Raw genomic sequence first — 12,965 nt, 5'->3', positions numbered from 1 at the left:
CGCCCTGCTCGCCGCCAACGCCTGCTGCTGGTGGCGCATGGCACGGCGGCGTGTGCCCGCCCAGGGCTGGCACACGCCGCTGGCGCTGGCCTTCGCCAACGGCGTGCAAGCAACCACGGCCCGGACCCAGCAGGCCCAGTACAGCTCGGCGTTGTTCACGCAGGACACGCCCATCGGCCACGACCTGCACCGGCAGCCGGAACAGGCGCTGGGCATCGCCCTCGGGCCGGGCTTCGGTCGCAGCACGTTCAAGAGCGTGCTCGGCTCGCAGGGGCCGATCCTGGCCGTGGCGGTGTTCTGGCTGCTGCTGGCGCAGGGCAACCAGGAGGGGCCCGACATCCCCCTGTTCTTCGCCCCGTTGCTGGCCATCAGCCCGGCGCTGGCGCCGCTGATGCGGCTGCAGACGCTGTTCCGGCTGCCGGGCATGGGCCTGCACGAACTGGCGCTGCTGCCGGGCCTGCCCCGCCCGGGCGCACCAGCGCTGACCAGGCTGCTGACGCGGCAGATGCTGCTGCGGATGCTGCCAGCACTGGTCATCATGGCCGCCACGGGATTGCTGATGGGAGCCGGGAGGCCGTTCTATTCCCTGCTGTTCTGGAGCAGCTTCGGCAGCCTGATCCTGCTGCAGGGCGCCGGCCTGCTGGCCCTGAACAGCCAGCTGTTCCGCTGGATACTGGGCGCGCTTGCGGTCGCGCTGACCGCGGCGATCTTCGCCAGCATGCTGGCCGGCCTGGGGCCACGCCCACCCGCCTGGCTGCTGCCGGCGTGGCAAGGCGCCTGCGCGGTTGGCGCCATCGTGTCGGGCATGGCGCAGAGCCGCCTGCGCGCACTGCCGCATCCGTGGCTGGCGAACTGAAGCCTTCTGATCCAGACGCGCCATGGGCATCCCGACCGCAAGGGAGCCGGCAGGTATAATCGCCGGCTTCCTTTCCCCAATGCGCGCCCGTCGCGGGTGCTGTCGCCATGTCCGAAGTCGCCTCCGAAGCCGCGCGCCGCCGCACCTTCGCCATCATCTCCCACCCTGACGCCGGCAAGACCACGCTGACCGAAAAGCTGCTGCTGTTCGGAGGCGCGATCCAGATGGCCGGCTCGGTGAAGTCGCGCAAGACCAGCAAGCACGCCACTTCGGACTGGATGGCGCTGGAGAAGGAGCGCGGCATCTCGGTCACGTCCTCGGTGATGCAGTTCCCGTACGAGGACAAGATCGTCAACCTGCTCGACACCCCCGGCCACGCCGACTTCGGCGAGGACACCTACCGCGTGCTCACCGCGGTGGACTCGGCGCTGATGGTGATCGACGTGGCCAAGGGCGTGGAGGAGCGCACCATCAAGCTGATGGAGGTGTGCCGCCTGCGCGATACGCCGATCATGACCTTCATCAACAAGCTCGACCGCGAGGGCAAGGACCCGATCGAGCTGCTGGATGAAGTGGAAACGGTGCTCGGCATCCAGTGCGCGCCGGTGACCTGGCCGATCGGCATGGGCCAGCGCCTGAAGGGCGTGGTGCACCTGCTGACCGGCGAAGTGCACCTGTACGAACCGGGCCGCAATTTCACCCGCCAGGATTCGACCATCTTCCCGTCGCTGGACGCGCCCGGCCTGGCCGAGCGCATCGGCGAGAATATGCTGGCCGACCTGCGCGACGAACTGGAACTGGTGCAGGGCGCCAGCCATCCGTTCGACCTGGACGAATACCTGGCCGGCAAGCAGACCCCGGTCTTCTTCGGCTCGGGCGTGAACAACTTCGGCGTGCAGCCGCTGCTGGACTTCTTCGTCGAGCACGCGCCGGCGCCGCAGTCGCGCGCCACCACCGGCCGTGACATCGCCCCGCAGGAAGACAAGCTCAGCGGCTTCGTGTTCAAGATCCAGGCCAACATGGACCCGCAGCACCGCGACCGCGTGGCGTTCATGCGCGTGTGTTCGGGCAGGTTCAGCGCCGGCATGAAGACCTTCCACGTGCGCACCGGCAAGGAAATGAAGCTGGCCAACGCGCTGACCTTCATGGCCAGCGACCGCGAGATCGCCGCCGAAGCCTGGCCGGGGGATGTGATCGGCATCCACAACCACGGCACCATTTCCATCGGCGATACCTTCACCGAGGGCGAGGCGGTCACCTTCACCGGCATCCCCAACTTCGCCCCGGAACTGTTCCGCCGCGCGCGGCTGAAGGACCCGCTCAAGCTCAAGCAGCTGCAGAAGGGCCTGGCGCAGCTGTCCGAGGAGGGCGCCACCCAGTTTTTCCGCCCGATCATGAGCAACGACCTGATCCTGGGTGCGGTGGGCGTGCTGCAGTTCGACGTGGCCGCCTATCGCCTGAAGGACGAGTACGGCGTGGAAGCCATCTTCGAGCCGGTCGGCGTGGTCACCGCCCGCTGGGTGCATTGCGACAACGCGAAGAAGCTGGAGGAATTCCGCGAGAAGAACGCCAGCAACCTCGCCGTGGACGCGGCCGGGCAACTGGTCTATCTCGCGCCGACCCGGGTCAACCTGCAACTGGCGCAGGAGCGCGCGCCGGATGTGCGCTTCGCGGCCACGCGCGAGGCCGCGCACACCATCTCGGTCGAGTAATCGCCCCGCCCCCTCTCCCCCCGGTGAGAGGGGCGGCTTCCCTGCCGTCGCTCCGTCACCTTCGGGCGTCCCCTGCACAAGGCCCGCGGGCGTGGGACGGGCACCGCGGAAGGCAACAGGCAAAGCTTCCTGCTACCAGGTACCGCCAGGCTCTACCCACGCTCTGGCCCGTCCTCGCGTGGCGTCGCATTCGGCGTCTCCCGGGGCCCCACAGGCAGCTTCGCCGCGCGGCCTGGCAATGCCTGCGCGGCCTCCCGGAGAAAGGAACCCGCCGGACCATCCCGGATCGCCAGCAGGCGTACGGATGCGCCCCGTGCTGCATTGCGGTAACTTGCCGCCATGCCTACCGTCGCCCCCCTGCCGCATCACGTCGCCGACATCCGCGAGGAAATCGCCAGCGCCCTGACCCATGGCCTGGGCGCGGTCACCGCGCTGGGCGCCAGCGCGGTGCTGATCACCCTGGCAGCGATCTATGGCGATGGTTGGCAACTGGCCAGCGCCATCGTCTTCGGTATCGCCCTGCTGCTGCTCTACACCGCCTCCACCCTGTACCACGCCATCCAGCATCCGGTGGCCAAGGGCAGGCTGAAGATATTCGACCACTGCGCGATCTACGTGCTGATCGCCGGCACCTATACGCCGTTCACCCTGATCGGCCTGCGCGGCCCATGGGGCTGGGGCCTGTTCGCCGCGATCTGGACGCTGGCGCTGGGCGGGGTGGTGTTCAAGCTGTTCTATACCGGGCGCTTCAAGCGGCTTTCCACCGCCATCTACATCGCGACGGGCTGGCTGGTGATCGTCGCCATCGAGCCGATGTGGAATTCGCTCGACGGCTTCACCCTGGGCTGGCTGCTGGCCGGCGGCGTCTCCTACACCCTGGGCACCTACTTCTATCACCGCGAATCGGTGCGCTATTCGCACGCCATCTGGCACCTGTTCGTGATTGGCGGCAGTGTCTGCCACTTCGTCTCGGTGACCGCGCAGATCCTCTAGCCTGCACGGCGGCACCGCGCACGCCGCGGCAACGGAACCTGCACGCGGCGCGAATGAGCGCTTCGCGCCGCGTGCACGATGCCGCGGCAACCATGGCCGCGTGAATACTCCGCCTGCACCCGCCTCGCCGCGCGCGTCGCGCTGGCGTTTCAGCCGCCCCGGCAAGCACGGCCAGCGCTGGCTGGCCGCGATCGCCCTGCTGCTCGCGGCCATCGTGGTGCTGTTGCTGCTGTGGGACTGGAACTGGTTCAAGGGCCCACTGGAGCGCATGGTGCAGGCGCGCACCGGCCGCGCCCTGCACATCGGCCATCTCGACGTCGACCTGGGCAGTACCAGCACCCTCCGCGCCGACCGCATCAGCTTCGCCAATGCGGGGTGGGCGCAGCGACCGGACATGGCCCACGCCGACCGCATCGAGATCGACCTGCGCCTTTGGCCACTGTTGCGCGGCAGCGTGCAGCTGCCGGAAGTGCGCCTTACCCGTCCCGACGTGCTGCTGCAGACTTCGCCCCGGCGCGGCGAACCCGGCAACTGGTCCTTCCTCGGCAGTGGCGGCGGCCAGTCGCTGCAGCTCAAGCGGCTGCGCGTGGACGACGGCAGGCTGCAGTTCCTCGACGAGGCCGGCCGCACCGACATCCAGCTCGCGGTCCGCAGCGGCACATCGAAGCAGGCCAGCGCCGCGCCGCCGCTGCTGCTGGAAGGAAAGGGCCACTGGCGCGGCGCATCGTTCAGCGTGCGCGGCGGCACCGAATCGCCGCTGGAACTGGCCGACAGCGACCATCCCTTCCGCCTCCACCTGGACGGCCAGGCCGGCGCTACCCACGCCATCGCCAGCGGCACGCTGACCAACCCGTTCCGGTTGCAGGTCTTCGATCTGCGGCTCCGCCTCAGCGGCAAGGATCTGGAAGACCTGTACCCGCTGGTCGGCATCGCCATGCCGTCGTCGCCGCCCTATCGCCTCGACGGTCGGCTCAAGCGCGAGCATGACGTCTGGCGCTACGAAAAATTCAGCGGACAGGTGGGCGACAGCGATCTCGCCGGCGACGCGCAGATCGACGTGGCCGGCGAACGCCCGCGCCTGGCCGCCGACCTGGTTTCGCGCCGGCTGGACTTCGACGACCTCGCCGGCTTCGTCGGCGCCCCACCGAAAACCGGTGCCGGCGAGACCGCCAATTCCGCGCAGAAGGCCAGGGCCGCGGCGCTGGCGGCCAGATCCACGGTATTGCCCGACACGCCCTACAACCTGGACAAACTGCGCGCGATGGACGCGGACGTGCGCTGGAAGGCCCACCGCATCAATTCTCCATCGCTGCCGCTGGACGACATGGACGCCCACCTGCTGCTCGACGCCGGCCTGCTGCGGCTGGAACCGCTGAACTTCGGCGTCGCCGGCGGCAACATCCGCAGCACCATCCGCATGGACGCGCGGCAACCGCGCATCACCACCGCGCTCGAGGCCAGCGTGCGCGGCGTGCAGCTCGGCCAGTTGTTTCCCGACGCGCGCCTGGTCAAACAGGCTTCCGGCGGCATCGGCGGCCAGCTGCGCCTGACCGGGAACGGCAATTCGGTCGCCGCCATGCTCGGCAGCAGCGACGGCAACGTGGCCATCGGCATGGGCCGCGGGCACATCGGCAACCTGCTGATGGAGCTGGCCGGCCTGGACGTGGCCGAATCGCTGAAGTTCCTGTTCACCGGCGACCGCCAGATTCCACTGCGCTGCGCCTTCGCCGACTTCGAAGTGAAGGACGGGCGGATGCAGGCGGACGCGCTGGCCTTCGACACCACCGACACCCTGATCGTCGGCGAGGGCAGCATCGACCTCAAGCACGAGCGGCTGGACCTGCTGCTGCGGCCGCGCCCGAAGGATGTCAGCATCCTCGCGCTGCGCTCGCCGCTGCATATCGACGGCAGCTTCAAGAACCCCTCGTTCCGCCCCGACTTCAAGGCGCTGGGCCTGCGCGGCGCCGTCGCGCTGACGCTCGGCAGCATCGCGCCGCCGGCCGCGCTGCTGGCCCTGATCGAAACCGGGCCCGGCAAGGATGCGGACTGCGGCGGCCGTTACGCGAAGTAGCGCCGCCGGCACGCCATGGCGTCAGCCGCCGACGATGTACTGCTGCAACTGCCCCAGTTCCTGCCGCTGCTGCTCGATCACCGCCTTGACCAGGTCGCCGATGGAAATCACCCCCAGCACGACGCCGCCTTCCACCACCGGCAGGTGGCGGATGCGGCGGTCGGTCACCAGCTGCAGGCAGTCCTCCACCGTCGCCGCGGGCGTCACCGTGACCAGTTCGGCGGTCATGATCGAAGCCACCGGCGTATCGCGCGAGGAGCGGTCGCGCAGCACGATCTTGCGCGCGTAGTCGCGCTCGGAAAGGATGCCTGCCAGGCGCGCGCCGTCCATCACCAGCACCGCGCCGATGCCCTTCTCGGCCATCAGGCGGATCGCATCGATCACAGCGCTCTGCGGCGCTACCGCGTGGATATCAGGGGACTTGGTCCCGAGCAACTGACGAACGGTCTGCATGGCGTTCTCCCTTGCTGGCGGATGCGCCCGATAGTGCCACGTCCGCCTGCCGCCAGGTGTCAACCAGGTACAGCGGCCGCTGCTTGGCCTCCATGTACAGGCGGCCCAGGTACTCGCCGATCAGGCCCAGCGCGATCAGCTGCACGCCGCCCAGGAACAGGATCACCGCCATCATCGTCGGCCAACCCGCGACGCGGTCGCCATACAGCGCCGCCTTGCCCACCACCCAGGCGCCAAAACCGAACGACGAAGCCGCGGTCAGCAATCCCAGGTATGTCGCCACGCGCAGCGGCGCGGTGGAAAAACTGGTGATGCCTTCCAGCGCGAAGTTCCACAGCTTCCAGAAACCGAACTTGCTGCGCCCGGCTATGCGCGGCGCACGGTGATACGGCAGTGCCACCCGGCGGAAACCGACCCAGCCGAACAGCCCCTTCATGAAACGCTGCCGCTCGCGCAGCTGCCGCAGCGCCGCCAGCGCGCGCGGCGACAGCAGGCGGAAATCGCCGGTGTCGGCCGGGATCGGCGTCTTCGACAAGCGCCCGATCAACCGGTAGAACGCCGCGGCGGTGGCCCGCTTCAACCACCCTTCGCCATCGCGCACCAGGCGCGTGCCATACACGTCGTCATGGCCTTGCCGCCACAGCGCGACGAACTGCGGGATCAGCTCCGGCGGATCCTGCCCGTCCGCGTCCAGGATCAGCGCAGCGCCTTCGTCCACCAGGTCCAGCCCCGCGGTAAGCGCAGCCTCCTTGCCGAAGTTGCGCGACAGGCGCAGGGCCGCCACCCGCGGATCGGCCTCCGCCAGTTGCTGCAGCAGCGGCCAGGTCGCATCGGTGCTGCCGTCGTCCACGTAGAGCACGCGGCCGTCGATGTCGGGCAGCCGCTCCAGTTCGGCGCGGACGCGCGGATGCAGCAACGGCAGGGCGTCCTGCTCGTTGCAGGCGGCGATCACGATGGTCAGCCGGTCGCGGTGTGTCATGCGCGCATTCTACGGAAGATGGGGCCCGGGCCCGACGCGCTTCGCGCGCACGGCGGTTTCAATCATCGCCCACGGCATAGCCGGAACCGCCGAGCTGCCGCGCTTGGCGCTGGATCCAGTCGGCGCGGCGCTGCACGAACGGGCCGGGATTGGTCGCGCTGTAGCGGCGCGGCGACGGCAGCACCGCGGCAAGACGCGCGCTCTCGCCCGCCGACAACCGCGCCGCATCCTTGCGCCAGAACCGCTGCGACGCGGCCTGCACGCCGTAGACGCCATCGCCGAACTCGGCGACGTTGGCGTACATCTCCAGGATCCGCTGCTTCGGCCAGAGTGCTTCGATCAGCACCGTATACCAGGCTTCCAGCCCCTTGCGCAGCCAGCTGCGGCCCTGCCACAGGAACAGGTTCTTGGCGACCTGCTGGCTGATCGTGCTGCCGCCGCGCAGGCGCTTGCCGCGGGCGTTGTGGTCCATCGCCTTCTCGATCGCGTCCAGGTCGAAGCCGTTGTGCAGCGGGAAGCGCTGGTCCTCCGCAGCCACAAGCGAGATCGGCACGCTGGCCGCCATCGCGTCCAGGTCGCGCCACTGGTAATGGATGCGGAACCCCCAGTCGCCCTGTCCCCAGGCTTCGACCTGGCGCAGCGCCATCACCGTGGAAAACGGCGGATCGACGAACCGCAGCACCGCCACCTGCACGATGCTGAACACCGCCAGCGCACAGGGAGTGATCCACAGCCAACGCCGCCACCTGCGTCGCGGCCGCATCTTGCGCTTGTCCTGCTCCGTCCCCATGTGACTGCCTGACTCCATGAATCCCGACATCGGTGCATTATCCGGCACCGGCGTCCCCATACGTGCAGATTCCCATGACCGAAACGTCCGACCTCCTTGTCCGCTTCCTCCTGCCCGAGGCCGGCGTGCGCGGCGTCCATGTCCGGCTCACCGACAGCTGGCGCGAAATCCTGTCCCACGGCGGCTACCGGCCTTCGGCCATGCGCCTGCTGGGCGAGGCCTGCGTCGCCTCGGCCCTGTTCACCGGCCACATCAAGATCGACGGGCGGCTGTCGGTCCAGCTGCGCAGCAGCTCGCCCCTGCGCACCCTGTTCGCCGAATGCACTTCCGCCGGCACCCTGCGCGGCATCGCCCAGGTCGAGGAAGGCCAGGACGCCCCGGCCGACCTGTCCCAGCTCGGCGAAGGCGCCCTGCTGGCCATCACCATCGAAAACCCGGGCCTGGACCCGCGCGAACCGCAGCGCTACCAGAGCCTGGTAGCCCTGCAGGGCAGCAGCCTGGACGAGGCGTTCGAGGACTATTTCCGCCATTCCGAGCAGTTGCCCACGCGCCTGCTGCTGGCCGCCGACGGCGAACACGCTGCCGGCCTCCTGCTGCAGAAGCTCCCCGGCGACCAGGGCGACGACGACGGCTGGGTCCGCGCCGGCGCCCTGTTCGACACGCTGGGACGGGACGAACTGCTGGCGGCAAACGGCCAGGAGCTGCTGCACCGCCTGTTCCATGAGGAACACCCCGAGACCATGGGCGACAAGCAACTGCGTTTCGGCTGCTCCTGCTCGCGGGAGCGGGTGGTCGGCATGCTGCAGTCGCTCGGCGAGGAAGAGGCCCGCGCCGCCGCGGTCGACACCGGCCAGGTGGAGGTGCGCTGCGAGTTCTGCGGACGCGAATATCACTTCCCTTTGACCGAATTCGGCGTATTGTTCGATTTCACACCAGCCAGCCAGGCCGCTCCAGAGCGGCTGCAGTAACGGCACCGACGAGCTGCGTTCCGGGGAGGACGGAGTCTTGTTAAGAAAACATAAACGACATACGATCAGAACCTCACGCGCCGGGAACTCCCCGGCCTTGGCCCTGTCTGATTGAGTCCATGAACACCCTCCTGCGCCTGCCGCTAGCCTTGCTGATCGCCCTCGGGGTGGCTACGGGCGCGCATGCGCAGGGCAAGCCGCGTGCCACCCCGGACAGCACCGTGCTGCCGGTCTGGAACAAGGGCAGCGGCAAGGTAGAGGCCCTGTTGTACCTGGAGCCAACCGGCGAACAGATGGCCGGCGCGCGCTGGCACTTCGGCCGCAATTCCCTCGACGCCGCCTTCGGGCTGTCGTCAGGCGACTCGCTCGGCCTGCTGTGCAACAGCAGCCGCGGCAGCAGCATCAGCGGGCTGGCCAGCCACTGCATGCTCGCCAGCCTCGGCGACGACGATGACATCGCCGCCGGCCGCCACCTGTCCGCGACCACCGCCTTCAACCGCCCCGGTGGGCGCATCGGCCTGAGTGCCGGCACCGGCCGCGACACGCTGCCGGCCTGGCTGTCCGGCAACACCCGCGCGCCTGCCGCGCGCATGGAACAGAACGACCTGACCGTTTTCGGCCAGAAGAACATCGGCCGCGAAGGTTTCGTCTCCATCGGCGGCACCTACGCCAAGGCGCGCCTCGTCCCGCTGAGCGACGCCTCGCCCGCCCTTGTCGACCAATGGGACAGCAAGAGCCTCAGTCTCGGCGGCGGCTACGGCCCGTTCAGCGCCAACATCATCGGCCGCGTCGTCGACGCCCCCGGCCAGGCCGGCAAGTGGGAAGGCATCGGTCTCGGCCTGACCTGGCGCACCCCTTGGAGCGGCCAGCTTACTGTCGGCGCCGAGAACGTCATCACCCGCGGCAAGAACCCGTTTTCTCCCCGCAACGAGAGCAATGACGAGGGCGCGATCCCTTACGTCCGGTACGAGCAGGATCTTTGAGCGTCCTGAGAACGAACTACTCCCAAGTTCATCCGAACGCCTCCGCAAGGGGGCGTTTTTGTTGCACTCGCAACAATTTCTTTGCCGAATTTCACCAAATTCACGCAATTCATTAACGAAGCTTTAATTTCACAAGAGACGGAAGTACTATCGGATCAGCCTCACGGTTTTGGGACCGCATGTTTCGTTCCCACCGCGCAGGCGATTCCACTTGTAACTACCAAGATCACTTGGAGAGAGAGCCCATGTATTGCAAGTCCAACAAGCTGCGTGACGCAGTAGTACTGGCCCTGATTGCGGGCGCCGGCACTACCGGCAGCGCCTTTGCCCAGAACAGCGGTGCTGCCACCAACCTCGACCGCATCGAAGTCACCGGCTCGCGCATCCGCCAGGTCGACGTGGAGACCGCACAGCCGGTCCTGACCATTTCCCGCGACCAGATCGAGCAGCAGGGCTTCAGCTCCGTCGCCGACATCCTGCAGAACATCTCCGCAGCCGGCAGCCCGTCGTTCAGCCGCGCCTCGCCGCTTACCTCCAACCAGGAAGCTGGTGGCCAGTACATCGACCTGCGCAACCTGGGCGCCCAGCGCACCTTGGTGCTGGTCAATGGCAAGCGCCTTGGCATCAGCCCGGCCGGCTACCAGGATATCTCCTCCATCCCGTCCGTCATCGTCGAGCGCATTGAAGTCCTGAAGGACGGCGCCTCCGCGATCTACGGCTCCGACGCGATGGCAGGCGTGATCAACATCATCACCCGCAAGAATTTCGATGGCGCCGAAGCCAACGTCTACACCGGCCAGTACGGCCAGGGCGATGGCAAGAAGCAGACCTACGACTTCATGGTCGGCTTCTCGGGCGAGCGTGGCTCGGTCACCATGGGTGCCGAATACCACAAGGAAGATCCGGTGTGGGCGCGTGACCGTTGGTACACCGCCGAAACCGATCCCCGTAATGTTGGCGGCAACAACACTCCCGTTGGTCAATGGGGCAACTACGATTCGGGCCTGAAGGATGCCAATAACGCCATCATTTGGTACGCTCCGAATCGCGGCAGCAATGCGATCGGCGGCAGCAATTTCCACCCGCAGAATGGTGACGATACCAGCAACTCCATCGACCAGATGCAGCTGCTGACTCCGCTGGAGCGCCGTTCGCTGTTCGTCAACGCCAACTACGACATCACCGACAACATCCGCTTCACCAGCGATCTGGGTTACACCAAGCGCTCTTCGAACCGTCAGATCGCGGGCTACCCGCTGCAGTCGAGCGCGGTTGGCGCGCAAATGGCTGCCAATAGCTACTTCAACCCGCGCCCCGGAACCGCTATCAACTGGCGTCGCCGCGGCTGGGAAATCCCGCGCACCACCGATACCGATCAGACCACTTGGCGCTTCACGGCGGCCCTGGAAGGCTCGTTCGAGATCGGCGACCGCTACTTCGATTGGGATGCCGGCTACCTGTTCAACGAAGCCGACACCAACATCATCAACAACGGCAATTTCTATATCCCGGCCGTCAAGGCTGCGGTGGGCCCGTCGTTCAAGGACCCCACCACCGGCAAGATCGTCTGCGGAACGCCGGGCAATGTGATCGCCGGCTGCGTACCGTGGAACCCGTTTGCCGGCTTCGGCACTGGCGCAGTCCAGAACTCGCTGGACGACCCGGCCGTGCGCAACTTCCTGTTCAAGGAAGAGCATGCCATCGGCAAGACCAAGACCCACGACTACTTCGTCAACATCGCCGGCTCGATCATCACCCTGCCGGCAGGTGACCTGGGCTTCGCGCTGGGCTATGAGCACCGCAAGGAAGAAGGCGGCTTTACCCCTGACGCCATCGCCCAGTCCGGCAATTCGACCAACCTGGCCTCCGGGCCGACCCGTGGTTCGTACAAGGTCGACGAGGGCTACCTGGAACTGAACGCGCCGATCCTGGCCGACCTGCCGGGCGCCAAGGAGCTGACCTTCAACGCGGCGACGCGTTATTCGAAGTTCGACACCTTCGGCAACACCACCAACAACAAGTTCGGCCTGAAATGGCGTCCGATGGACGACCTGCTGGTCCGTGCCACCTACGCCGAAGGCTTCCGCGCTCCGACCATCGGCAACCTGTACGGCGGCGGTTCGCAGACCTTCGCTAACGGCTTCCAGGATCCCTGCGACGTCCTTTACGGCAAGGCCGCCAACTCGGCACGCTGCCTGAAGGACGTCGGCGCGAACTTCCGCCAGCTGAAGCAGGGCTTCGTGCCGATCACCGGCCCGAATGGCAACCAGACCCCGGTACCGTTCGTCTCGGGCTCCAACCCGTTCCTGAAGCCGGAGACCTCCACCTCCAAGACCGTCGGCCTGGTGTACAGCCCGAAGTTCGTGCAGGGCCTGACCATGGCGCTGGACTGGTGGAAGATCCGTATCGACGACACTGTCGTTTCGGATTCGCCGAACGCCATCCTGAATGACTGCTATGTCAACCTGATCGAATCGCGTTGCGCCATGTTCAAGCGTGACCCGGCGCAGGGCGGCATCGTCAGCGATCTGACCTACGGTACCCGCAACGCTGGTTACTACCTGACCGAAGGCTTCGACTTCGACGCAACCTACGGCCTGGATACCGAATGGGGTCATTTCAGCGCCAAGTGGGCCACCACCTATGTCAGCAAGTTCGAGATCAAGAGCACCAACGACAAGGGCACCATGCCCGCCCAGGCCAATGGCTTCGAGGACTACTTCCGCATCCGTTCCAACCTGAGCCTGGGCTGGAACAAGGGTGACTGGGCCGCCAACTACGGCGTGCGCTACTACTCCAGCACCAAGGAAGACTGTACTCCCGGCTACAGCTGTACCGATCCGAACTACTACAGCCCGAACGCCGGCAAGGTCATCCCGCAGAACCGACTGGGCGCCGTCACGTTCCACGACGTGCAGGTCTCCTGGCAGGCCCCGTGGAATGCGCGCATCGCCATCGGTGCCAACAACGTGTTCAACCGCGTCGGCCCGATCATGTACAGCCAGGGCGCGTCGAACTTCTCGTACTACGGCGGCTTCGACACCGGTCGCTTCCTGTACATGAAGTACAACCAGAAGTTCTGATCGGCTGATTGATCAGTGCCTGGAACAACGGCCCCGAAAGGGGCCGTTGTCTTTTGCGCGGGATATGGACCGCTGGA

Annotated in this window: 10 protein-coding genes; 7 read left to right on the top strand and 3 right to left on the bottom strand. The window is 67.0% G+C overall.

Annotated elements, in window-relative coordinates:
• From QMX80_RS09815 to QMX80_RS09800, 4 genes are all read left to right on the top strand, one after another.
• Positions 1–856: hypothetical protein (locus QMX80_RS09815; RefSeq protein ID WP_282276765.1), on the top strand; the 856-nt coding region annotated here is incomplete at its 5' end.
• 107 nt (positions 857–963) lie between these two features.
• A complete protein-coding gene (locus QMX80_RS09810; protein WP_282276762.1) occupies positions 964–2,568 on the top strand; it encodes a peptide chain release factor 3 in 1,605 nt (534 codons plus the stop codon).
• 339 nt (positions 2,569–2,907) lie between these two features.
• A complete protein-coding gene (locus tag QMX80_RS09805) occupies positions 2,908–3,561 on the top strand; it encodes a hemolysin III family protein (protein WP_282276761.1) in 654 nt (217 codons plus the stop codon).
• 100 nt (positions 3,562–3,661) lie between these two features.
• Positions 3,662–5,632 carry an AsmA family protein gene (locus tag QMX80_RS09800; protein ID WP_282276759.1) on the top strand — a complete coding sequence of 657 codons (1,971 nt, stop codon included), beginning with the start codon at positions 3,662–3,664 and terminating at the stop codon, positions 5,630–5,632.
• A 21-nt stretch (positions 5,633–5,653) separates the two neighbouring features.
• Here QMX80_RS09800 and QMX80_RS09795 read toward each other — a convergent pair whose 3' ends face one another.
• Genes QMX80_RS09795 through mtgA form a run of 3 tightly spaced genes read right to left on the bottom strand, consistent with a single transcriptional unit; the run spans position 5,654 to position 7,854 of the window.
• Positions 5,654–6,085 carry a CBS domain-containing protein gene (locus tag QMX80_RS09795; protein ID WP_055771075.1) on the bottom strand — a complete coding sequence of 144 codons (432 nt, stop codon included), beginning with the start codon at positions 6,083–6,085 and terminating at the stop codon, positions 5,654–5,656.
• A complete protein-coding gene (locus QMX80_RS09790; RefSeq protein WP_282276753.1) occupies positions 6,045–7,064 on the bottom strand; it encodes a glycosyltransferase family 2 protein in 1,020 nt (339 codons plus the stop codon). Before QMX80_RS09790 ends, QMX80_RS09795 begins: the two co-directional genes overlap by 41 nt.
• Before the next feature lie 58 nt (positions 7,065–7,122).
• Positions 7,123–7,854, bottom strand: coding sequence for a monofunctional biosynthetic peptidoglycan transglycosylase (gene mtgA / locus QMX80_RS09785; protein WP_055771080.1), 732 nt, complete (start codon positions 7,852–7,854; stop codon positions 7,123–7,125).
• A 74-nt stretch (positions 7,855–7,928) separates the two neighbouring features.
• Between mtgA and QMX80_RS09780 the strand changes: the two genes are divergently transcribed.
• The 3 genes from QMX80_RS09780 to QMX80_RS09770 all read left to right on the top strand — a co-directional run bounded on the left by QMX80_RS09780 (position 7,929) and on the right by QMX80_RS09770 (position 12,888).
• Entirely contained in the window at positions 7,929–8,822 is an 894-nt protein-coding gene (locus tag QMX80_RS09780; protein WP_055771084.1) for an Hsp33 family molecular chaperone HslO, read from the top strand.
• A 119-nt stretch (positions 8,823–8,941) separates the two neighbouring features.
• On the top strand, positions 8,942–9,805 hold the full coding sequence (locus QMX80_RS09775) for a hypothetical protein (protein ID WP_057505268.1): 864 nt from the start codon (positions 8,942–8,944) through the stop codon (positions 9,803–9,805).
• Positions 9,806–10,050: 245 nt separating this feature from the next.
• Positions 10,051–12,888, top strand: coding sequence for a TonB-dependent receptor (locus tag QMX80_RS09770; protein WP_282276746.1), 2,838 nt, complete (start codon positions 10,051–10,053; stop codon positions 12,886–12,888).
• Positions 12,889–12,965 lie beyond the last annotated feature (77 nt).

Origin of the sequence: Stenotrophomonas sp. PS02297 (assembly GCF_029959705.1) — a bacterium.
In the GTDB taxonomy this organism is placed as follows: Bacteria; Pseudomonadota; Gammaproteobacteria; order Xanthomonadales; family Xanthomonadaceae; genus Stenotrophomonas; species Stenotrophomonas nitritireducens.
This window is presented reverse-complemented; position numbering and strand designations above follow the sequence as displayed.

Bases quoted from the DNA above. Each gene is read 5' to 3' on its own strand.
- QMX80_RS09810 (WP_282276762.1), top strand. From the start codon at position 964: ATGTCCGAAGTCGCCTCCGAAGCCGCGCGCCGCCGCACCTTCGCCATC.
- QMX80_RS09805 (WP_282276761.1), top strand. From the start codon at position 2,908: ATGCCTACCGTCGCCCCCCTGCCGCATCACGTCGCCGACATCCGCGAG.
- QMX80_RS09795 (WP_055771075.1), bottom strand. From the start codon at position 6,085: ATGCAGACCGTTCGTCAGTTGCTCGGGACCAAGTCCCCTGATATCCAC.
- QMX80_RS09790 (WP_282276753.1), bottom strand. From the start codon at position 7,064: ATGACACACCGCGACCGGCTGACCATCGTGATCGCCGCCTGCAACGAG.
- mtgA (WP_055771080.1), bottom strand. From the start codon at position 7,854: ATGGGGACGGAGCAGGACAAGCGCAAGATGCGGCCGCGACGCAGGTGG.
- QMX80_RS09780 (WP_055771084.1), top strand. From the start codon at position 7,929: ATGACCGAAACGTCCGACCTCCTTGTCCGCTTCCTCCTGCCCGAGGCC.
- QMX80_RS09775 (WP_057505268.1), top strand. From the start codon at position 8,942: ATGAACACCCTCCTGCGCCTGCCGCTAGCCTTGCTGATCGCCCTCGGG.
- QMX80_RS09770 (WP_282276746.1), top strand. From the start codon at position 10,051: ATGTATTGCAAGTCCAACAAGCTGCGTGACGCAGTAGTACTGGCCCTG.